We start from the raw sequence: 25,090 nt of genomic DNA, 5'->3' as shown, positions 1-25,090 counted from the left end.
CGTGAGCACGGGCCGACCGACAGCACTCCCCGCCACGACGAACGGTGCGCTCGGGGAGGGCCGTTGACCACCCGGACAGTCGGAGTCGTCAGCGCTGCGGGAACTCCCTCTCGGCGGGGCCGACGTAGAGCTGCTGCGGGCGACCGATCTTCGACTGCGGGTCGAGGTTCATCTCACGCCAGTGGGCGATCCAGCCGGGCAGCCGGCCGATCGCGAACAGCACCGTGAACATCCGCGTGGGGAAGCCCATCGCCTTGTAGATGACTCCCGTGTAGAAGTCGACGTTCGGGTAGAGACGACGCTCCTTGAAGTAGTCGTCCTCGAGCGCGATCTGCTCGAGTTCCTTCGCGAGGTCGAGGAGCGGATCCTGCACGCCGAGGTGCTCGAGGACCGAGTCCGCGCTCTCCTTGACGATCTTCGCGCGCGGGTCGTAGTTCTTGTAGACGCGGTGTCCGAAGCCCATGAGCTTGACGCCGTCTTCCTTGTTCTTGACGCGCTCGACGAAACGCGCGACGCCCTCGCCGCTGTCCCGGATCTTGCCGAGCATGTCGAGCACCGCCTCGTTGGCCCCGCCGTGCAACGGGCCCGAGAGCGCATTGATGCCGGCGGAGATCGAGGCGTAGAGGTTCGCACCCGTCGAACCGACGAGCCGGACGGTCGACGTCGACGCGTTCTGCTCGTGGTCCGCGTGGAGGATCAGGAGTCGCTCGAGGGCGCCCGAGAGCACCGGGTCGATCTCGTAGGGCTCCGCGAGGTTGCCGAAGTTGAGTTTGAGGTAGTTGTCGACGAAGCTCAGCGAGTTGTCCGGGTACAGGAACGCCTGTCCGAGCGACTTCTTGTGGGCGTAGGCGGCGATGACCGGCAGCTTCGCGAGGAGGCGGATCGTCGTGAGCTCGACCTGCTCGGGGTCCTTCGGGTCGTCCGAGTTCTCGTAGTACGTCGACAGCGCGGAGAGGGCGCTCGAGATCACGGCCATCGGGTGGGCGGTGTGCGGCAACGCCGAGAAGAACCGCTTCAGATCCTCATGCAGGAGCGTGTGTCGGCGGATGCGCTCGTCGAACTCGCCGAGCTGATCCGCCGTCGGCAGTTCGCCGTAGATGAGCAACCAGGCGACTTCGAGGTAGCTCGACGATCCCGCGAGCTGCTCGATGGGGTAGCCGCGGTAGCGGAGGATTCCGGCATCGCCGTCGATGTACGTGATCGTCGACTTCGTGGCCGCCGTGTTGACGAAACCGTAGTCGAGGGTCGTGTACCCGGTCTTCTTCGTGAAGGCCGAGATGTCGATGCTCGACGCCCCGTCGACGGAAGGCAGGACGGGGAACTCGGCACTCCCTCCGGGGAACGACAGGGTCGCCGTCTCGGTTTCCTTCGTTGAATCGTGACCGACGTCGCCCACAGTGCCTCCCTGGCTGGATGTCCCATTCGAGCGTGACCGCCGGTGGTTCCCACCGGCGTCACTGACGACTACAGCCTAATCGGCGTCGGCACCTACTGTTGCACCCGCCAATGCTCGCTCGTCATCGCGTGAGGAAACCACTAACCCGCGGCCGTGTCTCGGAGCGCCCGCAATCGGTCGATCGCGGCGTCGATGCGCTCGTCCGTCGCCGTGAGCGACAGCCGGACGTGTTCCGCCGAGGACCCTCCGTAGAACGGGCCGGGGCCCGCGAGGATGCCGACGTCCGCGAGCCGCGCGATCGTCCGCCACGCGTCGAGACCCTCGGTCGCCCAGAGGTACAGACCTGCCTCGCTCCCGTCGATGCGGAAGCCGGCGGCACCGAGGGCGTCGCGAAGCACGGTGCGTCGACGGCGGTACAGCTCGCGCTGCGCGGCGACGTGGCCGTCGTCGCGCAGCGCCACGGCCATGGCGTGCTGGAGCGGCGCCGGCACCATGAGACCGGCGTGCTTGCGCACGGTCGTGAGTCGCGCGATCGTCTCACGGCATCCCGCGGCGAAGGCCGCGCGGTATCCGGCCATGTTGCTCTGCTTGCTGAGCGAGTAGATCGCGAGCACGCCCCGGGAGTCGCCGCCCGTGACGCGGTCGTCGAGGATCGACGGAACGCGTTCGGACGCCCAGCGCCCGTCCCAGCCCAGCTCGGCGTAGCACTCGTCTCCGACGATGATCGCTCCGAGTTCGCGGGCGCGGGCGACGCGCACACGCAACTGCTCGACGTCGAGGACCCGGCCGTCGGGGTTGCCCGGAGAGTTGAGCCAGACGAGCCGGGTGTTCTCCGGCCACTCGGCGGGATCGTCGCTCGCCACGGCCGTCGCCCCGCTCATCGCGGCGCCGACCGCGTAGGTCGGGTAGGCGTTCACCGGGTGCACGACGACGTCGCCGTCGCCGAGGCCGAGCATGTAGGCCAGGAAGGCGACGAATTCCTTCGAACCGATGGTGGGGATGACCTGGTCCGTCATCAGTCCCGGGACGTTCCGGCGACGCGCGAACCACTCGACGACGGCCGTGCGGACGTCGATCGTCCCGATCGTCGCGGGATAGGAGTGGGCGTCGGTCGCTTCCGCGAGAGCTCGACGGACGATCTCCGGGGTCGCATCGACGGGCGACCCGATCGACAGATCAACGATCCCGCCGGGATGGCGTGCAGCGGACTCCGCGAAGGGAGCCATCGCGTCCCAGGGATAGTCCGGAAGCGGAGCGAGAGCCACGCGTCGCCCAGCCGTCAGTGAGCCTGGGGAGGCAGCGCGGCGATGACGGGGTGGTCCTTGTGGATCACACCGACCTTCGCGGCTCCGCCCGGGGATCCGATGTCCTCGAAGAACTCGACGTTCGCGGTGTAGTAGTCGGACCATTCCGCGGGGAGGTCGTCCTCGTAGTAGATCGCCTCGACGGGGCAGACCGGCTCGCACGCTCCGCAGTCCACGCACTCGTCGGGGTGGATGTAGAGGGAACGGTCGCCCTCGTAGATGCAGTCGACGGGACATTCGTCGATGCAGGCGCGGTCCTTCACATCGACGCAGGGAAGGGCGATCACGTACGTCACGGTGTGTGGGGCTCCTTCACGTCGGGAGCTTCCAGTCTATGCGCGCGCGTCGGGAGTGATGGCCATGCGATCACGAGAGCGCCGAGGAGCGCCGGTCCGACGAGCCACACGGACCCGGCGAGCCCCTCGCGGATGAGGATCGAACCGCCGACGCTCTCGAGGGAGAACAGCGAGACGATGCCGACCACCCCGATCGCCGCTCCGACGGCCGCGAGTCTCCCTCCCACGACGAGGCGGAACCCCACGAACAGTGCCAGCACTCCCACGAGCGCGATGACGAGGCCGTACGGGATGGAGAGCGACCCGATGGACACGGCGAGCGGGTGAGCGACGGTCCCGACGGCACCGTAGACCACGCCGACGACGAGGCCGAGAACGGCGGTCACGATGCGGGAAGCGAGACTCGGAGTCGCGTCGGCGACGGGAGGCGCCGAATGGTCCGCACGGGCGTCGGTGCCAGGCCACGGCTCGAACGGGGAGTCCGATGTCCTCGCGGCGGGCCCGTCGCCGTGGTTCGCGGTCACCGGGCAAGTCTATCTGGACAACCGCTCGAGCCATGGCTATCGTCGGAGGGGCTCGGGTTAGGCAAGCCTTCCCTCAGCTACGACGATCCGGTCCCGCCGCCGGACGTCCCCCACCACTCGACCCTCCCACCGTCCCGGCCGATCGCGCGACCGGATCCTCCCCGAAGGGCCATCGTGTTCGCCAGCCTGCTGATCGGTCTCCGAGAAGGCCTCGAAGCGGCCCTCGTGATCGGCATCCTCGTGGCGTACGTCGATCGGATCGGTCGGCGTGACGTGCTCCCCCGGCTCTGGACGGGCGTCGCTGCAGCCGTCGTCCTCTCGCTCGCCGTCGGGGCGGTCCTCACGTGGGGGCCGTACGGGTTGTCCTTCCAGGCGCAGGAGATCCTCGGCGGCGTCTTCTCCCTGCTGGCGGTGGCGCTCGTCACCTGGATGATCTTCTGGATGGCGTCCAACGCGCGCGACCTGACGCGCGACCTCCGGTCGAAGCTCGACGCCGCGATCGGGTCCTCGGGAATCGCCGTCGTGCTCATCGGCCTCGTGAGCGTCGGGCGGGAGGGCATCGAGACCGCCCTGCTGCTGTGGGCATCCGCGTCCTCGTCGCAGAACGCTGCGACGGGCACGCTCGCGGCCCTCGTCGGGATCCTCATCGCCGTCCTCGTCGCGTGGCTCATCAATCGCGGCCTCGTGCACGTCGACCTCTCGCGTTTCTTCCGCTGGACAGGGGTCTTCCTCATCGTCGTCGCCGCCGGGATCCTCGTCTACGGCATCGGCGACCTCCAGGAGGCCGCCGTCCTGCCCGGCTGGGGCGTCGCCGCCGTCGATCTGAGCGCGGCCGTACCGCCGACGAGCTGGTACGGGACCCTGCTCGCCGGGATCCTCAACTTCACCCCGACGCCGACGTGGGTCCAGCTCACGGCCTGGATCGTGTACCTCGTCGTCGTGCTCGCGCTCTTCGTCGCCCGCACCACCGGGGGCGGGTCGCGATCCGTCTCGGACCGCGCCGGACCGACGGACGTCGTCGGCTCGCCCGCCTGAGACCCCGCATCGCCGGCGCTCCTCCCCCGCCGTTCCCGCTACCGGGACGCACGCCCATCGCTTCGCTCACCACTTTCGACAGGAGTCCCCATGTCCCGACGCCTTCTCGCCGCTCTCAGCGGTGGTGGCCTCATCGCCCTCGCCCTCACGGGGTGCGTGCCCAACACGCCGACCGACGATGCCGCAGCCCTCAGCGTGAGCATCACCGACGACACGTGTGCCGTCTCGGCCGATGCGGCATCGGCGGGAGCGGTGACCTTCACCCTCAGCAACGAGGGCACCGACGTCAACGAGTTCGAGATCCTCGCGGAGGACAAGCTGCGCATCGTCGGCGAGAAGGAGAACGTCGCGCCGGGGCAGACGGTCGGCTACGTCGCGCAGCTGCCCGCCGGCACCTACTTCACGGCGTGCAAGTTCCAGCAGGTCGGCGCTCCCGTCGGCCTCGCCGAGTTCACCGTGAGCGGCGAGTCCGCGGCGATCAGCGACGACGAGCAGGAACTCACCGACGCCGCCGTCACGAATTACGTCGCCTACATCCGGTCGCAAGTGGGTGAACTGATCCCCGCCGTCCAGTCGTTCACCGATGCGTACGCCGCGGGCGACGACGACCTCGCGCGATCCCTCTTCGCGTCGACGCGCGTCTTCTACGAGCGCGTCGAGCCGACCGCCGAGGCTTTCGGCGACCTCGACCCGAAGATCGACTTCCGCGAGGTCGACGCCGTCGCCGACGGACTCGATTGGACCGGCTTCCACCGCATCGAGAAGGACCTGTGGCCGCCGGCGCCCGGGGCGCTCAACTCGGACGGGAGCGACGCGACCGTCGATTGGGCCCCGTCGACTGCCGAGCAGCGCACGGCCTTCGCCGACGGCCTCGTTGCCGACGTCGCCGAGTTGCACGACCTCGTGACCGACGACGCGTTCACGGTGTCGCTCGGCGACATCAGCAACGGCGCGATCGCGCTGCTCGACGAGGTCGCCTCTGGCAAGATCACGGGCGAGGAGGACTGGTGGTCCGGCACCGATCTCACCGACTTCGCCGCGAACGTCCAGGGCGCGAAGGTCGCGTTCGGCAACGTCGAGGACATCGCGATCGCGCACGGAGAGGACGGGGCCGCGCTCGTCGACGACATCACGACGCAGTTCGCGGCGCTCGAGACCCTCCTCGCCGAATACGGCAGCATCGAGGACGGCTTCGTCGCGTACGGTGAGCTCGACGACGGCGACAAGAAGGAACTGTCCGACGCGGTCAACGCCCTCGCCGAACCGCTCTCGCGCCTCACGAGCACCGTTCTCGGGGTCTCCTAGGCGCATGGACGCACCGACGACGGACGACGCCCCCGACGACGGGGACCGGCCGGTCCGCGGCGTCTCACGGCGCGGCCTCCTCGGGCTCGTCTCCGCTGGAGCCGCGGGGTTGGCGGCCGGAGCGGCGGGAGGCGTCGCCCTCGCGTCGACGAGTCCGTTGACAGCAGGTGCCCCCCAAACAACCACGACGTATCCGTTCTACGGGGAGCACCAATCGGGGATCACGACCCCGGCGCAGGACCGGCTGCACTTCGCCGCGTTCACCGTGTCTGCCTCGCTCGACCGCGCCGGGCTCATCGAGCTCCTGTCCGATTGGACCGCGGCGGCGGCGCGCTTGACCGCGGGTCTCGACGTCTCGGAGGACGGCGCGCTCGGCGGTCCCGACATCGCTCCTCCCGACGACACCGGAGAGGCCCTCGACCTTCCGCCGAGCGGGCTGACGATCACCTTCGGTTTCGGTCCGACGCTCTTCACAGGTCAAGACGGCGTCGATCGATTCGGGATCGCGGCGCGCCGGCCTCCCGGTCTCGAGCGGCTGCCGCGGTTCGCCGGTGACGCCCTCCGCCCCGAGTGGAGCGACGGCGATCTGTGCATCCAGGCGTGCGCCGACGATCCGCAAGTAGCGGTCCACGCCATCCGCAACCTCAGCCGGATCGCCTTCGGGCGAGCATCCGTCGCGTGGTCGCAGCTCGGCTTCGGCCGGACCTCCTCGACCTCGACGGCGCAGAAGACGCCCCGCAACCTCTTCGGCTTCAAGGACGGGACGGCGAACCTCAAGCTCGAGGATCGTTCGGCGGTCGACGAGTGGGTGTGGGCGGGCGGCGAGGACGTCGATTGGATGCGCGGCGGGAGCTATCTCGTCACCCGCAAGATCCGGATGATCATCGAGGTCTGGGATCGGCAGCAACGGCTCGAGCAGGAACGCGTGATCGGCCGGTCGAAGGGCGAGGGCGCTCCCCTGTCCGGAGGCACGGAGTTCTCGGAACCCGACTTCGCGACCACGGGCGCAGCGGGCGAACCGCTCATCGATCCGACGTCGCACGTGCGGCGGGCGCATCCGAGCAACGTCGGAGGGATTCGACTCCTTCGACGCGGGTACAACTACGTCGACGGCAGCGATCCCCTCGGAACGCTCGACGCCGGCCTGTTCTTCATCAGCTTCCAACGATCCGTCGGCAACTTCGTGGCCGTCCAGGAGGCCATCGCGACGGACGCCCTCGCGGAATACCTCAAGCACATCGGGTCCGCCGTGTTCGCCGTGCCTCCGGGAGCACGCGAGAATGAGTACATCGGTCGGAGACTGTTCGAGTCCTGAGCCGCACGGGGAAGAGGCAACGATGGGTCGCACACCCGACGCCGACGTGCTCGTGGACGACCGACTGGTCGCCGAGCTCCTCGCCGAGCAGCACCCCGATCTGGCCGATCGGCCGCTGCGCCTGATCACGAACGGCTGGGACAATACGCTGTACCGCTTGGGTGACGACCTCGTCGTGAGGCTCCCCCGGCGCGAGGCGTCCGCGGTGCTCATCGAGCACGAGGCGAGGTGGCTCCCGGAACTGGCAGCACTCCTTCCCGTGCCGGTCCCCGTGCCCGAGCGCACCGGACGGCCGACCTGGCGCTACCCGTGGTCCTGGACCGTCGCGCCGTGGTTGCCCGGCCGTTCGGCACTCGGCCTGGCGGCCGCGGAGCGTGCGCCTCTTGCACGCCCGCTCGCCGACACACTCACGGCGCTCCACGTGCCCGCTCCCGCCGACGCGCCGCACAATCCCGTGCGCGGCGTCGATCTGCGACTCCGCGACGTCGCTGTCCGCGGTCGCCTCACCGCGTCGCCGTCCCCTGCTGCCCCGGCCCTCGCCGAGCTGTGGACGGAGCTCGTCGACACGCGGCCGTGGCAGCGGGAGCCCGTCTGGCTCCATGGGGACCCGCACCCGGGCAACGTCCTCGTCGAGGACGGCCGACTCGTCGCGCTCATCGACTTCGGCGATGTGTGCGCCGGTGATCCCGTGACCGACCTCGCCGCCGGGTGGCTCTTCTTCGAGGCGGACGCGCGAGCCGAGTTCCGGGTGACCGCGGACGAAGCGCGCGGGTATGAAGCGGCCGACTGGCGTCGAGCGCGGGCGTGGGCGCTCGTCCTCGCGACCGCGCTCGACGCGCACTCCGACGACGACCCGGACATGGCGGCCCTCGCGGCGCACACCTTCGCGCAGGTGCTCCTGCCCGAGAATCCCTGACACCCCTCGCACGACGACGCTGCCCCCTCGAATCATCGAGGGGGCAGCGTCGTCGTGTGCTCGTGGGCCGACGGGCCGACGACTACTCGGACTGCTTCTTGAGCCGCGAGGTGAGGCGGGCGCGAGCGTTCTGATCGAGCTCGACCTTGCGGATGCGGACCATCTCGGGTGTGACCTCGACGCACTCGTCCTCGCGGGCGAATTCGAGGCTCTCCTCGAGAGTGAGCTGGCGCGACGGGGTCATCGACTCGAACGTGTCGGAGGTCGACTGACGCATGTTGGTCAGCTTCTTCTCCTTCGTGATGTTGACGTCCATGTCGTCGGCGCGGGAGTTCTCGCCGATGACCATGCCCTCGTAGACCTCTTCGGTCGGGTTCACGAAGAACGTCATGCGCTCCTGGAGCGCGATGATCGCGAACGGTGTGACGACGCCGGAACGGTCCGCGACGATCGAGCCGTTCTGGCGGGTGACGATCTGGCCGGCCCACTCGCCGTAGCCGTGCGAGATGGCGTTGGCGATGCCGGTTCCGCGCGTGAGCGTGAGGAACTCGGTGCGGAAGCCGATGAGGCCGCGCGACGGGACGATGAACTCCATGCGGACCCAGCCCGTGCCGTGGTTCGACATGTTCTCCATGCGACCCTTGCGGGCAGCGAGGAGCTGCGTGATCGCGCCGAGGTGCTCCTCGGGGACGTCGATCGTGAGGTGCTCGTACGGCTCGTGGATCTTGCCGTCGATCCGCTTCGTGACGACCTGCGGCTTGCCGACGGTGAGCTCGTAGCCTTCGCGCCGCATCTGCTCGACGAGGATCGCGAGTGCGAGCTCTCCTCGGCCCTGCACCTCCCACGCGTCGGGCCGCCCGATGTCGAGGACCTTGAGCGAGACGTTGCCGATGAGCTCGCGGTCGAGACGGTCCTTGACCATGCGCGCCGTGAGCTTGTGGCCCTTCACCTTGCCGACGAGCGGCGAGGTGTTGGTGCCGATCGTCATCGAGATAGCGGGATCGTCGACCGTGATGCCCGGGAGAGGGCGCACGTCGTCGGGATCGGCGAGGGTGTCGCCGATCATGATGTCGGCGAAGCCGGCGACGGCGACGATGTCGCCGGGTCCGGCGCTCTCAGCCGGGTAGCGGTCGAGGGCCTTCGTGATCATGAGTTCGGTGACGCGGACGTTGTGCACGTCGCCGTCGTGACGGACCCACGCGACCGTCTGGCCCTTCTTGAGCGTGCCGTTGAACACGCGCAGGAGGGCGAGACGACCGAGGAACGGCGAGGAGTCGAGGTTCGTCACGTGCGCCTGGAGCGGGTGCTCGTCGTCGTACGTCGGCGCCGGGATGTGCGTGAGAATCGCGTCGAACAACGGCTCGAGGTCCTCGTTGTCGGGCAGCGAGCCGTTGTCGGGCTTCGTCGTCGACGCGCGGCCGGCCTTGCCGGACGCGTAGACGACGGGCACGTCGAGGACGGCGTCGAGGTCGAGGTCCGGCACGTCCTCCGAGAGGTCGGAGGCCAGACCGATGAGCAGGTCCTGGCTCTCGGCGACGACCTCGTCGATGCGCGCATCGGGACGATCGGTTTTGTTGACGAGGAGGATCACGGGAAGCTTCGCCTCGAGCGCCTTGCGGAGCACGAACCGCGTCTGCGGGAGCGGACCCTCGCTCGCGTCGACGAGGAGCACAACGCCGTCGACCATGGAGAGGCCGCGCTCGACCTCTCCGCCGAAGTCGGCGTGGCCCGGCGTGTCGATCACGTTGATCGTGATCGGACCGTCGGTCGCGTGGACACCGTTGTACGAGATCGCCGTGTTCTTGGCGAGGATCGTGATGCCCTTCTCGCGCTCGAGCTCGTTCGAGTCCATCGCGCGGTCTTCGAGGTGGGCGTGCTCCGCGAACGAGTTCGTCTGACGGAGCATGGCGTCGACGAGGGTCGTCTTGCCGTGGTCGACGTGTGCGACGATCGCCACGTTACGGAGGTCAGCACGTGTGGCAATCGCCATAGTTCTATCCCTGGTCCTTCTGCTTGGCTTGGTGTCGCGCCTCTCGACGAGCTCGCTGCTCGACCGGATCAGGCACAGGAACGGCACTGATGAGGCGCTGGGTGTAGGGGTCTTCGGGGGCACGGAGGATCTGATCGCCGGTGCCCTGTTCCACCAGTTTACCCTTACGCATGACCGCGATGCGGTGCGAGAGCCGATCCACCACCGCGAGGTCGTGGCTGATGAAGAGGCACGCGAACTGCAATTGCTGCTGCAGCTCCTGCAGGAGGTCGAGGAATCGTGCCTGGACGGAGACGTCGAGCGCGCTCGTCGGCTCGTCGGCGACGAGCAGATCCGGACGGAGCGCGAGGGCGCGCGCGATGCCGACACGCTGCTTCTGACCGCCGGACAATTCGTGCGGGAAACGGTTGCGGTAGCTCGTCGGGAGTTCCACCTGCTCGAGCAGGGTCTGGACGCGCTTGTCGAGGTCTGCGCCCTTCGCCTCGCCCGCGAGGAAGATCGGTTCGCCGATCGACTCGCCGATCGGCATCCTCGGGTTGAGCGAGGACGCGGGGTCCTGGAAGACGATGCCCGCCTTGCGTCGGAGCGGCTTCAGGTCTTTGAGCGTCGCGTTCGAGATGTCGACCCCGCACGAGACGAGCTTCCCCTCCACGATCGGCAGCAGGCCGACGGCCGCGCGCCCGAGCGTCGTCTTGCCCGAGCCCGATTCCCCGACGAGACCGACGATCTCACCGGGGAAGAGCTCGAGGTCGATGCCGTCGGCCGCGCGGAAGGCCGGAATGCGGCCGCGCTTCGGGTACTCGATCGCGACGTCGGAGAATGACAGGACGGCGTCGCGCTTACCCTCGAGCGCCTCCTCGAGCCGCTCGGTCACCTCGACCTCGCCCCGCCCGAGGTGCGGGACCGCGGACAGGAGCTGCTGCGTGTAGGCGTGCTTCGGGGCCGTGAAGATCTCGCCCACCGTTCCGCCCTCGACCACGACGCCGTTCTTCATCACGAGGACGCGGTCCGCGAGGTCGGCGACGACACCCATGTCATGGGTGATGAGGATGATCGCCGAGTCGAGCCGCTTGCGCAGGTCGCGCATGAGGTCGAGGATCTCCGCCTGGACCGTGACGTCGAGCGCCGTCGTCGGCTCGTCGGCGACGAGGAGGAGGGGATCGCACGAGATCGACTGCGCGATCATGGCCCGCTGGCGCTGGCCGCCGGACAGCTGATGCGGGAACTTGTCGTACGACTGCTCCGGGTTCGGCATCTCGACCATCGTCAGGAGCTCGACGGCGCGGGCCTTCGCTTCCGTCGGCGACATGTCGAAGTGCGACCGGAGCGCCTCGCTGATCTGGAAGCCCACCGTGTAGACGGGGTTGAGCGCCGTCATCGGCTCCTGGAAGATCGTCGCGATCTGGTTTCCGCGGATCTTCCGCAGTTCGTACTCCGGCACGCCGTTGAGCTCGCGGTCGAGGAGCTTGATGGAGCCCGTGACGCGGGCGTTCTGCGGGAGGAGCCCGAGGAGCGCCATGGTGCTCGTGCTCTTTCCCGAGCCCGACTCGCCGACGATCGCGAGGACCTCGCCGCGTCGGACCTCGTAGTTCATGTCGATCGCCGCGGGATAGAGCTCCCCTTCGACCCAGAAGTCGACGTTCACGCCGTCGACCGCGAGGACCGTCTCGGGGAGCGTCGACGGGTCGCCGCTCGGAGTGCCGTCGAGGAGTGCTGAGTTAGACATCGCGTCGATTCCCATCTGCAAAGCTGGACTCATGTCGAGTCTGCCGAGTCATGAGGTCCGTTTCCGCCCGCTGTTCGGACGAATCCTGACCGTGGTGGTGGCGGTGGTGTGTGCCGCCGGTCTGGTGGGGGTCCTGCTCACCGGCGAGCTCGTGACGATCGCGCGGACCGCTCCCCCGACCCTCCTGCTCGCCGTGGTGTGCTGGGCGCTCTTCTGGCGACCCGGCATGTCGGTGCGACCGGAGGGGGTCGAGGTCGTGAACATCCTGCGCACCTGGCACATCGCGTGGCCGGCGATCGAGAGCCTCGACACGCGTTTCGCGTTGACGATCCGCGCGGCCGGCCGCCGCATCTCCGTGTGGGCCGCTCCGGCTCCCGGCGTCCGCGGCGCGGCATCGCTGCACCGCGCCGACGTGGCGAACCTGCGTGAGAGCGCCTACGCCGGGGAGTCGGTCCGCCCGGGCGACGCCGCCAACACGCCGTCCGGCCAGGCCGCCGAGATCGTGCGTACGCACTGGGAGTCCCTGCGCGACGCCGGCCACCTCGCGTCCGGCCGCATCGAACCCGGATCGGTCCGCACGACCTGGCACATCGGCACGATCGTTGTGCTCGCGGCGCTCGTCGTCGCGTCGCTCCTGGGAGCGGCGCTCTGACGACCGCCGCTCGCCGGAGAGACGGACGCGCTCGCGCCGCGTTGTCGTGAGCGTCATCTAGCTCGTCGCCGGCTTCGAGAAGGCCTTCGAGGCCTTCTTCGCCGCGGCCCGAGCGAGAGCCTTGGGCGACGGCATCTTCTTCTGGCGCGGGTCGAAGGCGTCGCGCAGACCGTCTCCGATGAAGTTGACGCACAGCGCGATGATGATGATGAAGAGACCGGGCCACCAGAACAGCCACGGGCGGGTCGCGAAGGCGGCCTGGTTCTCGGAGATGATGAGACCGAGCGAGGTGTCGGGGAAGCGCACGCCGTAACCGAGAAAACTCAGGGCCGTCTCCGCGAGGATCGCGCTCGCCATGAGCAGGGTCGCCGCCACGATGATGACGCCGACCGAGTTCGGCAGAATGTGCTTGAAGATGATCCGGCGGTCGCTCGCCCCGGAGACGCGCGCCGCATCGACGAACTCGCGCTCGCGCAGCGAGAGGAACTCGCCGCGCACGAGTCGCGCGAGACCCATCCACGAGAACAATCCGAGGAAGATGCCGAGCAGGGCGGCACCGAGGCCTCCCACCGCGCGACCGACGACGGCTCCGACGACGATGTACGGGATCGTGATGATGACGTCGGTGAAGCGCATGAGCACGGTGTCGACCCAGCCGCGGTAGAAACCGGCGAGGGCGCCGAAGAGCACGCCGATGACGGTGCCGACGACGCCGACGATAACCATGATCATGAGCGACTGCTGCGCCCCGCGCATGACGACAGCGAAGATGTCGTGACCGACCTGGTCCTGCCCGAACGGGTGGACGCCGATCCCGAAGCCGGGGCCCGGGACGAGGTTGAGCGTCGGCCGCCCGTTGTCGACGAGTTCGGGCGTCTCGGTCCAGTTCCACTGCCACCAGCCGGGGATCCGGATTCCGGGCAGCGCGAGGCCAACGGACGTGAAGGCGAGCAGCACGACGAACGCGAGCACGATCATCGAGACGACCGCGGCACGGTGACGGAAGAAGCGCTTCCGGACGATCTGGCCCTGGCTGAGACCCTGAGTCTCGCGCTGCTCGATGGAGGTCTCGTCGGGGACGACGCCGGGGGTGTGCCCGGGGCCGGGCTGTTCGAGGTTGATTTCGCTCATGTCAGGACACCCTGATTCTCGGGTCGAGGGCCGCGTACAAGAGGTCGGCCACGAGGTTGAAGACGACGGCCAGGAGGCCGGTCACGACGAAGAACGCCATGACGGGGCCCGGGTCCTGGCTGTTGAGGCCCTTCTGGAAGAGCTGCCCCATGCCGGACCAGCCGAACACGAACTCGGTGATGACGGCACCGCCGATGAGCGCTCCGATGTCGAGGGCGATGATCGTCGTGATTGGGATCATCGCGTTGCGGAGCGCGTGGCGCACGACGACCGTGCGCTGCGTGAGTCCCTTGGACCGGGCTGTGCGGATGTAGTCCTGGTTCATGACCTCGAGCATGCTCGCCCTGGTGTACCGCGTGAGGCTCGCGAAGGAGATCAGGATGATCGCGATGGTCGGCAGCAGGAGGTGCGTGAACGTGTCGATGCCCTGGATCCAGAAGTTGCCGCCGAGGTTCGGCGTCTGCGATCCGACGGTCGCGATGGGGCGACCGCCGACCCGCGAGGAGCCGACGTAGGCGCTCCACCAGTACAGGTGGCAGTCGAGGGCGACGACTCCCCCGACGACGAACGCGACGATCGCGGACGTCCGGGCGGAGGCGGCCTTGTCCTTGCCCCCGAGGAGGAACCCGATCACGGCTCCCACGACGACCGTGAGCACGGCGAGCCCGACGAAGATCGGGAGGGTCATGTACGCCGAGAGGAAGTAGTACATCGGGAAGTACGCCACGATGCCGAGTCCCGCGGTCACGAGCGCGGCGATGAGCGCCTTGCGATCCTTGAGCCCGACGGAGACCGCGGTGACCCCGAACGCAGCCGCGACGGCTGTGAGGACCACGCCGACAGGACCGATGAAGGGGGTCGAGAACCAGTCGACGGCGTTGAAGTAGAACAGCAGCGCAGCCGCCGCGGCGGCTCCGACGGCGAACGACGCCCACCGTCGCTTCGGGCTGCCGCCCACGACCGAGAACCAGAAGAAGCCGGACAGCACTGTCAGGCCGATGATGACGGGTATCGCGATCTCGGGAGAACCGAGCCAGTCGTTGAACCCGATGGCCACGAACTGTTTGAGGAGGACGGCGACCCAGAAGATGGGGAGTGAGAAGAAGAGGAACGAGAAGAAGGTCACGACGTAGTCGTAGCCGCTGTACTGGCGGAGGGCCGTCGTGATGCCGACGATGATGCCGAGGATGATCGCGAGGATCTGAGCGACGGTCACGAGCTGGATCGTCGATCCGATCGCTTGCGACAGCAGGGTCGTGATGGGCAGGCCCTGGATGCTCGTCCCGAAGTCGCACTGGCCGATGAAGCACTTGCCGACGCCCGCGAGCCACAGGAAGTAGCGGAAGAAGACGGGGACGTCGAGGTCGAGGAGGTTCGACCGGGCTTCGATGAGCTGCGCCTTGTTCGGCGCGTTGCCCTCCCGCAGGTCCCGGAGCGGGTCGACGGCCGCCCACGTGAGCATGTACATCACGAAGGTCGCGGCGAGGAGGACGAAGAAGGCGGCGATCAACCGCCGGGTGATGAATGAAGCCATGGGAATGGCTACCTGCCTATCTCGAGGGGCCGCCCGTCGGCGATCCGGGCACACGGGTCGCGTGTGGTTCGGAGCCAAACTACCGCAGGATCGTGCGGGTGGCGGCGGTCATGGGTCGGGGCGCTGGGTCCGATTGCGGACCCAGCGCCCCGACGGGGGGAGCTACCGATTCAGCAAGACGCGAGTCTTAGCTGCTCGGGACCTCCCACTCCGTGACGTTCCAGAAGATCGTCGGCGCGAGGATCGACGGGTCGATCCCGGTGACCTTCGACTCGTCGAACGCGGTCACCGAGGGGAACTGGAAGATGGTGACGCCGTAGTAGTTCTCCCACAGGATGCGGTCGATCTCCTGCTTGAGCTCGATCTGCTTCTCGGGGTCGAACTCTCCACCGAGCTCCGCGATGACAGCGTCCATCTCGGGGCTGAGAAGAAGTTCAGGTTGTTGATGCCACCCGTCTGGAAGTTCGGGCCGGCCTCGGTCACACCGAGGCTGGTCGACTGCCATCCGAAGAGCGCGGCGTCGTAGGCGCCCGGCGTGCCGAGCAGTCCGCCCCACTCCTCGCTACCGCAGTCGGTCACGTTGAAGCCGGCCTGCGCGGCCGACGACTGGATGAGCTGGAACTCGTTGACACGGCGGGGGTTGTTCGAGGCGTACAGGACGCAGACCTCGGGGTTGGTGACGCCGGCCTCGGCGAGGAGCGCCGTGGCGCCCTCGATGTCGACATCGGCGTACGCGTCGGAGCCGTTGCCCTCGATCGACTCGTCGTAGCCCTCGGCGCCGGGCACGAACACCTGCGAGTCGCGGGTCACCGCGTCGTCACCGACGATGGGCTTGATGAGCTTGTCGATGATCTCCTGGCGCGGGATCACCTTCATGAACGCCTCGCGGACCTTGGGGTCGTTGAAGTGGCCGCTCTTCGAGTTGTCGAACATGAGGTCGACGTGCTCGTAGGTGCCCTCGGAACCCGTGAGGACCGTGGCGCTGTCGATGGCCTCGAGCGCGTCGACGACGTCGGTCGTCGCCTGTGGCGAGATCACGTCGACCTCACCGTTCTCGAGAGCCGACACGGCGGCGTTCGGGTCCGGGATGAAGCGGACGGTGATCTCCGAGATGTTCGGAGTGCGGTCTCCCGCGTACTCCTCGTTGGCCTCGAGGGTGATGAACTGGTCGGCCTGGAAGTCCGTGATGACGTAGGGGCCGCTCGAGAGGTACAGTCCCTCGTCCTCCGGGAGCTCCGTGAAGTTGAAGCCGTTGTTCCAGAAGTTCGAGATGGAGGCGAGCGCCGCGGCGTCGTTGTCCTCGATCGCCGTCACGAGGGCCTCTTCGGCCTCCGCGTCGTCATCGATCTCGAGGGCGTTCTTGGCGACGACGTGAGCCGGAAGCATCGGCGGGAAGTCGAGCTCCCAGTCGACCCACGGCGCGCTGTACGTGAGCGTCATCGTCTTGCCGTCTTCGCTGATCTCCGGGACCTCCTGCACGAGGCCGAGGCCCGTGTCGGGCTGGGCGCCGGAGTCGAAGTAGACGACGTCGGTCGGGAAGTCGTCGGTGAACTCACCGGTCTCGGGGTCCGTGAACTCCGTCGGGTCGAACTCCGGGGTGTCGAGGGCACGCGAGTTGGCTGCCCAGCCCAGAAGGAGGTCGCCGGCGTCGATCGCGGTGCCGTCGGACCACACGGCGTCGTCGGCGACCGTGTACTCCACCACGAGCGGGTCTTCCGACACCAGCTCGTAGGTACCGAAGGACTCGTCCTTCTGGAGTTCCGGCGTGTTGTCGTAGTACTTGAAGTCGGACAACGTCATCGAGGTGATGTTGTTGTTGGCCGTGGCGTTACCGAACGACGTCGACCCGTTGTACGAGTAGAACGCCTGGTTCCACGCAACGTTGACCGACGTGCCTTCGTCGAGTCCGGAGTCCTGGGCCGCGGGGGCCGAGCAACCGGACAGGACGAGGACACCGGTACCGACCGCGGCAGCGACTGCCCCGAATCGAGTGATTCTCACTGTTCCTCCTGTGCAAGGTGACGAGCGTCAGCGCACGCGAAAAGCGCGCCACTGCCGCTCTGGATACCACTGACCCTAAGCAGCCAGTCACCTGTCGGCCAAACCGAGGAGCCATAACGTTACAAAGCGGTAATGAGGTTTCACGATCGTTGCAGCGCTCCGACGTATTGCTGCGTTTCGGCGCAGATCCGTGCACGAAACTAGCGCTCGGTTGCGAGGTGTGCAGTTCGAACGGTCATTTCGTCCGATCGCGGCGCACCTCGGGCCCGGATGAACACCGCGAAACGTATGCGCATACGTAGGTCAGGATGGACGGATGAGTCGTGCGCGCATCCGCTGGGAGATCGTCATCGTCCTCGGGCTGTCGCTCGGGGCATCGGCCGTCTACGCGATCGTCGCGATCATCGCGGCGGCCACCGCGCCCGTGGCGATCGCCGACCAGAGCACTTCGGTGAACCCGGCGCGCAGCGAGCGGGAGTGGCTCGACTTCACCTACCAGTTCCTGTCGCACTTCTTCGATCTTCTGCCCGTCGCCCTCGCGCTCTACCTGCTGTGGCTGCCCTCGCGGAGCGCCTTCGAGCGGATCGGCCTCGATCTCCGGCGTCCGGGCGGCGACGCCGTGCTCGGCGTCGGGCTCTTCCTCGCGATCGGCGTGCCGGGCATCGTGTTCTTCGCCGTCTGCCGGCTCATCGGCCTCAATCTCGCCGTCGAGGCGTCCTCGCTCGACACCTACTGGTGGACCGTGCCGATGCTCGTGTTCTCCGCGCTCCGTGCCGCCCTCGTCGAGGAGGTCATCGTCATCGGTTACCTCTCCACGCGACTGAAGGAGCTCGCGTGGTCGCCGTGGCTCATCATCGGGGCGGCGGCGCTGCTGCGCGGGACGTACCACCTGTACCAGGGCTACGGGCCCTTCGTCGGCAACATCGTCATGGGACTCGTATTCGGCTGGTGCTACCTCCGCTGGGGACGCGTCATGCCGCTCGTGATCGCGCACGCGCTGCTCGACATCGTGTCGTTCGTCGGTTATCCCCTCGCCGTGTCCCTCTGGCCGGACGTCTTCGCGGCCTGACGTCTTCGCGGCCTGACGTCTTCGAGGCCTGACGGGACGACGATGCCCGTCGGTCCTCACGGGACCGACGGGCATCGCGGGCAGCTCGCTGATCAGGCGAACGCCTCCGGCGGCGGGCACGAGCAGACGAGGTTGCGGTCGCCGAACGCCTGGTCGATGCGACGCACCGGTGGCCAGTACTTCGAGCGCACGAGGCTGCGGACGGGGTAGACGGCCTTCTCGCGCGAGTAGGCGTGGTACCACGCGTCGTCGACGACGCTCTCCGCGGTGTGCGGGGCGTTCACGAGCGGGTTGTCCTCGCGGGGCCACTCCCCCGCGCCGACGGCGTCGGCTTCCGCCTTGATCGCGATCATGGCGTCGATGAAGCGATCGATCTCGGCGAGGTCCTCGCTCTCCGTCGGCTCGACCATGAGCGTGCCCGCGACGGGGAACGACATGGTCGGCGCGTGGAAGCCGTAGTCGATGAGCCGCTTCGCGACGTCGTCGACCGTGACTCCCGTGGCCTCCCGCAGGGGCCGCAGGTCGAGGATGCACTCGTGCGCGACGAGCCCGGCGCCGCCCGTGTAGAGGACCGGGAAGTGGTCGCGCAGTCGCGCAGCGATGTAGTTCGCCGACAAGACCGCAGCCCCCGTCGCCGCGCGGAGACCCTCCGAACCCATCATGCGGACGTACGCCCACGCGATCGGCAGGATGCTCGCGCTGCCGTACGGCGCGGCGGAGACCGGAACGCCCCCGTGCTCGTGACCGTCGTGGTCCGACCGCTGCGCCATCGGGTGACCGGGGAGGAACGGCGCGAGGTGGGCCTTCGCCGCGACCGGCCCGACGCCAGGCCCGCCGCCGCCGTGCGGGATGCAGAACGTCTTGTGCAGATTGAGGTGCGAGACGTCTCCCCCGAAGTCGCCGAAGCGCGCATAGCCGAGCAGGGCGTTGAGATTCGCGCCGTCGACGTAGACCTGGCCGCCGGCCTCGTGCACGGCGTCGGTGATCGCACGCACCTCGTGCTCGTAGACGCCGTGCGTCGACGGGTAGGTGATCATGAGTGCGGCGAGGGACTCCGCGTACTGCGCGATCTTGGCGTGCAGGTCGTCGAGGTCGACGTTGCCGAGCTCGTCGCACGCGACGACGACGACCTTCATGCCCGCGAGCACGGCTGACGCCGCGTTCGTGCCGTGCGCGCTCTGCGGGATGAGGCACACGGTGCGCGCCTCGCCGCCGCGGGAGCGGTGGTACCCGCGGATCGCGAGGAGACCGGCGAGTTCACCCTGGCTGCCGGCGTTGGGCTGGAGGGAAACGGAGTCGTACCCGGTGACTTCGGCCATCCAGCGCTCGAGCTGCGCGATGAGTTCGAGCGATCCCTCGACATCGCCCTCGGGGGCGAACGGGTGCAGGGCGGCGAACTCCGGCCAGGTCACGGCCTCCATCTCGGTCGCGGCGTTGAGCTTCATGGTGCACGAGCCGAGCGGGATCATCCCGCGGTCGAGCGCGTAGTCCCGATCCGCGAGGGTCTTGAGGTACCGCATCATGGCCGTCTCGGACCGGTGGGAGTTGAACACGTCGTGCGTGAGGTACTCGCTCGAGCGCGTCAACGCCTCCGGGATCCGGCTGGAGGGCGAGTCCGGGATGGGATCGCCGCCGAGCAGGGACGCGACGAGTTCGAGGTCGGCTCGCTCGGTGGTCTCGTCGACCGCGACGTGGACGGTGTCCGCGTCGACGCGCCACAGCAGCAGGCCGTGCTCGTGCGCGGCGCTCACGATCTCGTCGGCGCGTCCGGGCACGATCGCGCGGATGGTGTCGAAGACGTCGGTCGCGACGACCTCCACTCCGGCGATCTCGAGGGAATCGACGAGCGACGCCGCGCGGTCGGCGACCTCCTGCGCGATCCGGCGGATACCGTCGGGGCCGTGGTAGACGGCGTACATCGACGCCATCACCGCGAGGAGCACCTGCGCGGTGCAGATGTTGGACGTCGCTTTCTCGCGACGGATGTGCTGCTCACGGGTCTGGAGGGTGAGCCGGTACGCGGGGTGACCGGAGGCGTCCTGGCTGACGCCGACGAGGCGCCCGGGCATCTGCCGCTCCAGACCCGCGCGCACAGCGAGATAACCGGCGTGCGGCCCGCCGAACCCGAGGGGCACACCGAAGCGCTGCGTCGTACCGACGGCGATGTCCGCGCCGAACTCGCCGGGAGAGCGCACGAGAGCGAGCGCGAGCAGGTCGGCCGCGACGACGGCGAGTCCCCCACTCGCGTGGATTCGGGCCACCACGTCGCTCGGGTCCCAGAGCCGGCCTGACGCTCCCGGGTACTGCACGAAGGCACCGAACGCCTCGGGCAGATCGTCCACGGTCGCGAGATCGATCTCGACGATCTCGATCCCGACGGGCTCGGCACGACCGAGGAGGAGCGCCTTCGTCTGCGGGAGGGCGTCGGCGTCCATGAGGAAGACGGAGGAGGGGGACTTCGACGCACGGCGCGCGAGCAGCATGCCCTCGACGACAGCGGTGCCCTCGTCGAGCATCGACGCGTTCGCCGTGTGCAGTCCCGTGAGGTCCGTCACCATCGTCTGGAAGTTGATGAGGGCTTCGAGGCGGCCCTGGGAGATCTCCGGCTGGTACGGCGTGTACGCCGTGTACCACGAGGGGTTCTCGAGGACATTGCGTGTGATGACGGCCGGCGTGATCGTGCCGGAGTAGCCGAGGCCGATGAGCGAGCGGTTGACGGCGTTGCGCGCCGCGAGCCCGCGGAGCTCGGCGAGGGCACCGCGCTCGTCGGCCGCCTCGGGGATGACGGAGGTGCCGAGAGCCGACAAGCGGATCGATCCCGGTACGGCGGCGTCCATGAGCTCGTCGACCGAACCGTACCCGACGACGTCCAGCATGACGCGTTGGGTGGCGACCGTCGTGCCGATGTGACGGTCGGAGAAACGCTCCCCCATCACTCGCCGACCAGGGCCGTGTACGCGTCGTGGTCGAGCAGCCCGTCGGGCAGCGCCGTGAAGCGCACCTTGACGAGCCATCCGGCCCCGAAGGGGTCGCTGTTGACGAGCGACGGGTCGTCGACGACGGTGTCGTTGGTCTCGACGACCTCCCCGTCGACGGGAGCGTAGAGCTCGCCGACGGACTTCGTCGACTCGATCTCGCCCACGACGGTGCCGCCGGTCACCTGTCCCCCGACCTCGGGGAGCTCGACGAAGACGACGTCACCGAGCTTGTCGGCGGCGAAGTCGGTGATGCCGACGGTCGCGACATCGCCGTCGACGGCGATCCACTCGTGTTCCGTCGTGTAGTGGAGGGTCGTGAGGTCCGGCATGGTCACTTCTTTCTCGAGTAGAAGGGCAGAGTGGTCACGGTCGCGGGGATTCGCGAACCGCGGACGTCGATGGCGAGCTGCGTGCCGACCGCGGACGAGTCCGGGTCGACGTACGCGAGGGCGATGGGGTGGCCGAGCGTCGGCGAGAGCGCCCCGCTCGTGATCTCACCGACGGGCGTTCCGTCGGTCGCGACGACCGCGTAGCCCGCACGGCCGGCTCGGCGCCCCTCAGCGACGAGACCCACGAGGACGCGCGCACCCTCGGGCGCCCCGGCCTCGACGGCTGCGCGACCCGGGAAGTCGACGTCCTTGGCGAGTGCGACGACGCGGCCGAGCCCGGCCTGTTCCGGCAGGAGGTCGGTGCCGAGTTCGTGTCCGTAGAGCGGCATGCCGGCCTCGAGTCGGAGGGTGTCGCGGCACGCGAGGCCGGCGGGTACGAGCCCGAGCGGTGCGCCCGCGACGGTGAGCGCCGACCACAGCGCCGCCGCGTCGCGGACGTCGACGTAGAGTTCGAAGCCGTCCTCGCCGGTGTACCCGGTCCGCCCGATGAACACGTTGCGCTCATTGAAGGTCGCGGCCGTCGCCCGGTAGTAGCGCACCTCGGCGAGGGACGCCTGACCGGGAACGATGTCCAAACCGACGGTCTTCTCGACGATCTCCTGAGCGCGCGGTCCCTGTACGGCGATGAGGGCGATGCCGTCGCTCACGTCCGTGACGGCGAGGTCGAACGAGGTCGCCGCGGACGTCAGTGCCTTTGCGACGACCTCGCGATTCGACGCGTTCGCCACGACGAGGTATTCGTCCGCACCGTTGCGATAGACGATGAGGTCGTCGACGACTCCGCCTCGCTCGTTGAGGAGGAGGGTGTACTTCGCCTGCATGAGCTCGAGCGCCGAGAGCCGTCCGGCGAGGGTCGCGTCGAGGAACTCGCCCGCGCGAGCGCCTCGCACCGAGATCTCCCCCATGTGGGAGATGTCGAAGATGCCGGCGGCCGTGCGAACGGCGTGGTGCTCGGCGAGGTCGCTCGAGTACTTCACCGGCATCGACCACCCGGCGAAGTCGGTGAAGGTCGCACCGAGCGCGACGTGGATGTCGCCGAGCGGGCTGGAACGGGGAAGATCGGGCACGAGTTCTCCTTGATCGATCGCCTCGGGACGCCACCGCGGGAACGGACGACGACTCCGCGACGCCGGCGCGATGCGCCTGGTCGGGAACTCCCCCTCTGTCATGGGCCTGAGAGTTTCACTCCGCTGACGCGGGGCTTTCACCGTCGGCGGGACGTCCACGACCGAGGGTCGATGCAGGAGTCCACTTTCCAGAGTGGCCAGTTCGATGCGGTACGAAACCTGAGAGATTGGCGGGGAGGCTTGCTCCTTCGGTGCCGGCGTACCGGCTCTCCCGCATCGCGTGTGCGGCCCGATGTTCGATTGTCCAGCCAGCATACCGGGGCGGACACGGCGCGACCGCGATCCGAAACGTGACGTTCTTATAGTCATTTGCACCTTAAGCGGGTAGCACTGTTAGGGTCGTGCCAACCCGAAGGAGTGCCGATCATGGCAGCATCCCCCCACGCCGACGAGGCGGTCGCGATCGCCGTGTCGACGGTCATCTTCGCCTTGCGCCAGGACGACGGCATCGGCGCCGCCAACGGGGACCCCACGATCTGGCTCCCCCTCGTCCGCCGCATTCGCGAGCCGTTCGACGGTTCGTGGGCGCTCCCCGGCGGGCCTCTCGATGCCCACGAGAGTCTCGCGGACGCCGCTCGTCGGTCACTCGCCGAAACGACGGGGCTCGCCCCCCGCTACCTCGAGCAGCTCTATGCCTTCGGCGATGTCGATCGCTCGCCGGGCGGCCGAGTGGTGTCCATCGTCTATTGGGCCCTCGTCGACTCCGCCGAGGCTCGGCGAGCGCTCGTGGGCCAGAACGTGCGGTGGTTCCCGGCGGATCGACTTCCCCGCCTCGCCTTCGATCACAACGAGATCGTGGCCTACGCCCTCGGGCGCCTCCGCACGAAGGTCGAATACAGCGACATGGCGCGGGCCCTCCTCGGCGAGACGTTCACGCTCACCGAACTGCGGAGCGTGCACGAGGCGATCCTGCAGCGTCGCCTCGATCCCGCGAACTTCCGCCGGCAGGTCGATGCGCACGGTCAGCTCGAGGCGACGGGCGAGATGCGGCGGACGGGCGCCCACCGCCCCGCGCGCCTCTACCGCTACGCCGCCGCCCCGGCCCCGGCCCCGGCTGCTCCCCCCTCTTCCCCGACCTCCTCTTCCCCGACGAAGGAGACCACACGATGACGATCACGGCTTCCGTCGATCTGACCATCCGCGACATCACCGCCGGCAGCGCCGAGGGTGAGACGTGCACTCCCGAACTCGCGGCTGCTCCGTGGACGTTCGACACGCAACCGCCGGGATACGGGCCAGGCGCGTCCCTCGGCGACGTGCTGCCGACGGGATCCCCACGCCAAGGCGCGTTGCCCGCGTTCTACCGCACGGCGTCTCCGGTGGAACTCGATCGGCGCATCCGCGACGCGAAACGGGTCCTCGGCGACCGGCTCGTGATCCTCGGACACTTCTACCAGCGCGACGAGGTCGTGCAGTACGCCGACTACGTCGGCGACTCCTTCCAACTCGCGAACGCGGCCAAGGCGCGGACCGACGCCGATGCCATCGTGTTCTGCGGCGTGCACTTCATGGCCGAGACAGCCGACCTGCTCTCGGCCCCCGATCAGGCCGTGATCCTGCCGAACCTGGCCGCCGGTTGTTCGATGGCCGACATGGCGGACATCGATCAGGTCGAGGAGTGCTGGGAACAGCTCATGGAGCTCTACGGCTCGGAACCCGACGCCGACGGCCGCGTGCCCGTCATCCCCGTCACGTACATGAACTCGTCCGCGGCCCTCAAGGGATTCTGCGGACGGAACGGGGGCATCGTCTGCACGTCCTCGAATGCGCGCACGGTCCTCGAGTGGGCGTTCGAACGCGGCCAGCGCGTACTGTTCTTCCCCGACCAGCACCTCGGCCGCAACACGGCCAAGGCCATGGGCGTGCCGATCGATGCCATGCCGCTCTGGAACCCGCACCGCGCTCTCGGCGGGAACGACGAGAGCGGTCTCGAGGACGCACGCGTGATCCTCTGGCACGGGTTCTGCTCCGTGCACCGGCGCTTCACGGTCGACCAGATCGACCGCGCCAGGGCTGCGCACCGCGGCGTCCGCGTCATCGTGCACCCCGAGTGCCCCATGCCCGTCGTCGACGCCGCCGACGAGAGCGGATCGACGGACTACATCACGAAGGCGATCGCCGCCGCCCCGGCCGGTTCGACGTTCGCGATCGGCACCGAGATCAACCTCGTCCAGCGGCTCGCGGCGGAGTACCCGCAGCACACGATCTTCTGCCTCGACGACGTCATCTGCCCGTGCTCGACCATGTACCGCATCCATCCCGGCTACCTCGCCTGGGTCCTCGACGAGCTCGTCGCCGGACGGATCGTCAACCGCATCACCGTCGGCGACGACGTCTCCGTCCCCGCCCGTATCGCCCTCGAACGCATGCTCGCGGCTCGTCCCCCCGTCCCGGCGGCGTGA

At 68.4% G+C, this 25,090-nt stretch carries 20 protein-coding genes and 2 riboswitches; of the genes, 8 read left to right on the top strand and 12 right to left on the bottom strand.

Annotated elements, in window-relative coordinates:
* Window positions 1–88: 88 nt before the first annotated feature.
* From ELQ90_RS13065 to ELQ90_RS13050, 4 genes are all read right to left on the bottom strand, one after another.
* Window positions 89–1,396: a citrate synthase gene (locus ELQ90_RS13065; RefSeq protein WP_128495724.1), complete on the bottom strand. Its 1,308-nt coding sequence runs from the start codon at window positions 1,394–1,396 to the stop codon at window positions 89–91.
* A gap of 140 nt (window positions 1,397–1,536) precedes the next feature.
* Window positions 1,537–2,661, bottom strand: coding sequence for a succinyldiaminopimelate transaminase (gene dapC, locus ELQ90_RS13060; protein WP_128495723.1), 1,125 nt, complete (start codon window positions 2,659–2,661; stop codon window positions 1,537–1,539).
* Window positions 2,662–2,675: 14 nt separating this feature from the next.
* Entirely contained in the window at window positions 2,676–2,996 is a 321-nt protein-coding gene (gene fdxA, locus ELQ90_RS13055) for a ferredoxin (protein ID WP_128495722.1), read from the bottom strand.
* Complete coding sequence (locus ELQ90_RS13050; RefSeq protein ID WP_243696176.1) at window positions 2,993–3,520, bottom strand: hypothetical protein; 528 nt, start codon at window positions 3,518–3,520, stop codon at window positions 2,993–2,995. The genes fdxA and ELQ90_RS13050 overlap by 4 nt, the downstream gene beginning before the upstream one ends.
* A 174-nt stretch (window positions 3,521–3,694) precedes the next feature.
* Here ELQ90_RS13050 and efeU point away from each other — a divergent pair, with 174 nt between their 5' ends.
* The 4 genes from efeU (at window position 3,695) to ELQ90_RS13030 (ending at window position 8,091) form a co-directional block, all read left to right on the top strand.
* A complete protein-coding gene (gene efeU / locus ELQ90_RS13045) occupies window positions 3,695–4,555 on the top strand; it encodes an iron uptake transporter permease EfeU (RefSeq protein ID WP_128495721.1) in 861 nt (286 codons plus the stop codon).
* 90 nt (window positions 4,556–4,645) lie between these two features.
* Window positions 4,646–5,860 (top strand): iron uptake system protein EfeO, encoded by a 1,215-nt coding sequence (gene efeO, locus ELQ90_RS13040; protein WP_128495720.1) that lies wholly within the window; start codon window positions 4,646–4,648, stop codon window positions 5,858–5,860.
* 4 nt (window positions 5,861–5,864) lie between these two features.
* Window positions 5,865–7,175 (top strand): iron uptake transporter deferrochelatase/peroxidase subunit, encoded by a 1,311-nt coding sequence (gene efeB, locus ELQ90_RS13035; RefSeq protein ID WP_128495719.1) that lies wholly within the window; start codon window positions 5,865–5,867, stop codon window positions 7,173–7,175.
* A gap of 22 nt (window positions 7,176–7,197) precedes the next feature.
* On the top strand, window positions 7,198–8,091 hold the full coding sequence (locus tag ELQ90_RS13030) for an aminoglycoside phosphotransferase family protein (protein WP_128495718.1): 894 nt from the start codon (window positions 7,198–7,200) through the stop codon (window positions 8,089–8,091).
* 82 nt (window positions 8,092–8,173) lie between these two features.
* On the opposite strand, the gene typA is transcribed toward ELQ90_RS13030, so the two are convergent.
* Both typA and ELQ90_RS13020 read right to left on the bottom strand, forming a co-directional pair.
* Window positions 8,174–10,081 (bottom strand): translational GTPase TypA, encoded by a 1,908-nt coding sequence (typA, locus tag ELQ90_RS13025; RefSeq protein ID WP_128495717.1) that lies wholly within the window; start codon window positions 10,079–10,081, stop codon window positions 8,174–8,176.
* A gap of 4 nt (window positions 10,082–10,085) precedes the next feature.
* The gene (locus ELQ90_RS13020; protein ID WP_128495716.1) at window positions 10,086–11,807 is read right to left on the bottom strand and encodes a dipeptide ABC transporter ATP-binding protein; all 1,722 of its coding nucleotides are present in this window, start codon (window positions 11,805–11,807) and stop codon (window positions 10,086–10,088) included.
* Between the two features lie 31 nt (window positions 11,808–11,838).
* Between ELQ90_RS13020 and ELQ90_RS13015 the strand changes: the two genes are divergently transcribed.
* Window positions 11,839–12,459, top strand: coding sequence for a PH domain-containing protein (locus ELQ90_RS13015; RefSeq protein ID WP_128495715.1), 621 nt, complete (start codon window positions 11,839–11,841; stop codon window positions 12,457–12,459).
* Between the two features lie 57 nt (window positions 12,460–12,516).
* Here ELQ90_RS13015 and ELQ90_RS13010 read toward each other — a convergent pair whose 3' ends face one another.
* The 3 genes from ELQ90_RS13010 to ELQ90_RS13000 all read right to left on the bottom strand — a co-directional run bounded on the left by ELQ90_RS13010 (window position 12,517) and on the right by ELQ90_RS13000 (window position 17,125).
* Entirely contained in the window at window positions 12,517–13,590 is a 1,074-nt protein-coding gene (locus ELQ90_RS13010; protein ID WP_128495714.1) for an ABC transporter permease, read from the bottom strand.
* 1 nt (window position 13,591) lies between these two features.
* Window positions 13,592–15,124 (bottom strand): ABC transporter permease, encoded by a 1,533-nt coding sequence (locus ELQ90_RS13005; protein WP_128495713.1) that lies wholly within the window; start codon window positions 15,122–15,124, stop codon window positions 13,592–13,594.
* Window positions 15,125–15,409: 285 nt separating this feature from the next.
* Window positions 15,410–17,125, bottom strand: coding sequence for an ABC transporter family substrate-binding protein (locus ELQ90_RS13000; RefSeq protein ID WP_243696175.1), 1,716 nt, complete (start codon window positions 17,123–17,125; stop codon window positions 15,410–15,412).
* Window positions 17,126–17,441: 316 nt separating this feature from the next.
* On the opposite strand from ELQ90_RS13000, the gene ELQ90_RS12995 reads away from it, so the two are divergent.
* Entirely contained in the window at window positions 17,442–18,194 is a 753-nt protein-coding gene (locus tag ELQ90_RS12995; protein ID WP_128495712.1) for a CPBP family intramembrane glutamic endopeptidase, read from the top strand.
* A 92-nt stretch (window positions 18,195–18,286) separates the two neighbouring features.
* Here the strand turns inward: ELQ90_RS12995 and gcvP are convergent, their stop codons facing one another.
* Genes gcvP through gcvT form a run of 3 tightly spaced genes read right to left on the bottom strand, consistent with a single transcriptional unit; the run spans window position 18,287 to window position 22,628 of the window.
* On the bottom strand, window positions 18,287–21,127 hold the full coding sequence (gcvP, locus tag ELQ90_RS12990) for an aminomethyl-transferring glycine dehydrogenase (protein WP_128495711.1): 2,841 nt from the start codon (window positions 21,125–21,127) through the stop codon (window positions 18,287–18,289).
* On the bottom strand, window positions 21,127–21,501 hold the full coding sequence (gcvH, locus tag ELQ90_RS12985) for a glycine cleavage system protein GcvH (RefSeq protein WP_128495710.1): 375 nt from the start codon (window positions 21,499–21,501) through the stop codon (window positions 21,127–21,129). The genes gcvP and gcvH overlap by 1 nt, the downstream gene beginning before the upstream one ends.
* A 2-nt stretch (window positions 21,502–21,503) precedes the next feature.
* Window positions 21,504–22,628, bottom strand: coding sequence for a glycine cleavage system aminomethyltransferase GcvT (gcvT, locus tag ELQ90_RS12980; protein WP_243696174.1), 1,125 nt, complete (start codon window positions 22,626–22,628; stop codon window positions 21,504–21,506).
* A gap of 88 nt (window positions 22,629–22,716) precedes the next feature.
* A riboswitch (glycine riboswitch) is annotated at window positions 22,717–22,825 on the bottom strand.
* 1 nt (window position 22,826) lies between these two features.
* Window positions 22,827–22,912, bottom strand: a riboswitch (glycine riboswitch).
* Between the two features lie 142 nt (window positions 22,913–23,054).
* Here gcvT and ELQ90_RS12975 point away from each other — a divergent pair.
* Both ELQ90_RS12975 and nadA read left to right on the top strand, forming a co-directional pair.
* Window positions 23,055–23,798 (top strand): NUDIX hydrolase, encoded by a 744-nt coding sequence (locus ELQ90_RS12975; protein WP_128495708.1) that lies wholly within the window; start codon window positions 23,055–23,057, stop codon window positions 23,796–23,798.
* The gene (gene nadA, locus ELQ90_RS12970) at window positions 23,795–25,090 is read left to right on the top strand and encodes a quinolinate synthase NadA (RefSeq protein WP_128495707.1); all 1,296 of its coding nucleotides are present in this window, start codon (window positions 23,795–23,797) and stop codon (window positions 25,088–25,090) included. Before ELQ90_RS12975 ends, nadA begins: the two co-directional genes overlap by 4 nt.

Source organism: Labedella phragmitis (assembly GCF_004078635.1).
Classification (GTDB): Bacteria; Actinomycetota; Actinomycetes; order Actinomycetales; family Microbacteriaceae; genus Labedella; species Labedella phragmitis.
Note: the sequence above shows the minus strand (reverse complement) of the source record. Positions and strands in the feature narration are given on the sequence as shown.

Bases quoted from the DNA above. Each gene is read 5' to 3' on its own strand.
- ELQ90_RS13015 (WP_128495715.1), top strand. From the start codon at position 11,839: ATGTCGAGTCTGCCGAGTCATGAGGTCCGTTTCCGCCCGCTGTTCGGA.
- nadA (WP_128495707.1), top strand. From the start codon at position 23,795: ATGACGATCACGGCTTCCGTCGATCTGACCATCCGCGACATCACCGCC.
- gcvH (WP_128495710.1), bottom strand. From the start codon at position 21,501: ATGCCGGACCTCACGACCCTCCACTACACGACGGAACACGAGTGGATC.
- ELQ90_RS12995 (WP_128495712.1), top strand. From the start codon at position 17,442: ATGAGTCGTGCGCGCATCCGCTGGGAGATCGTCATCGTCCTCGGGCTG.
- gcvP (WP_128495711.1), bottom strand. From the start codon at position 21,127: ATGGGGGAGCGTTTCTCCGACCGTCACATCGGCACGACGGTCGCCACC.
- ELQ90_RS13005 (WP_128495713.1), bottom strand. From the start codon at position 15,124: ATGGCTTCATTCATCACCCGGCGGTTGATCGCCGCCTTCTTCGTCCTC.
- ELQ90_RS13010 (WP_128495714.1), bottom strand. From the start codon at position 13,590: ATGAGCGAAATCAACCTCGAACAGCCCGGCCCCGGGCACACCCCCGGC.
- ELQ90_RS13020 (WP_128495716.1), bottom strand. From the start codon at position 11,807: ATGTCTAACTCAGCACTCCTCGACGGCACTCCGAGCGGCGACCCGTCG.
- ELQ90_RS12975 (WP_128495708.1), top strand. From the start codon at position 23,055: ATGGCAGCATCCCCCCACGCCGACGAGGCGGTCGCGATCGCCGTGTCG.
- efeB (WP_128495719.1), top strand. From the start codon at position 5,865: ATGGACGCACCGACGACGGACGACGCCCCCGACGACGGGGACCGGCCG.
- typA (WP_128495717.1), bottom strand. From the start codon at position 10,081: ATGGCGATTGCCACACGTGCTGACCTCCGTAACGTGGCGATCGTCGCA.
- ELQ90_RS13030 (WP_128495718.1), top strand. From the start codon at position 7,198: ATGGGTCGCACACCCGACGCCGACGTGCTCGTGGACGACCGACTGGTC.
- efeO (WP_128495720.1), top strand. From the start codon at position 4,646: ATGTCCCGACGCCTTCTCGCCGCTCTCAGCGGTGGTGGCCTCATCGCC.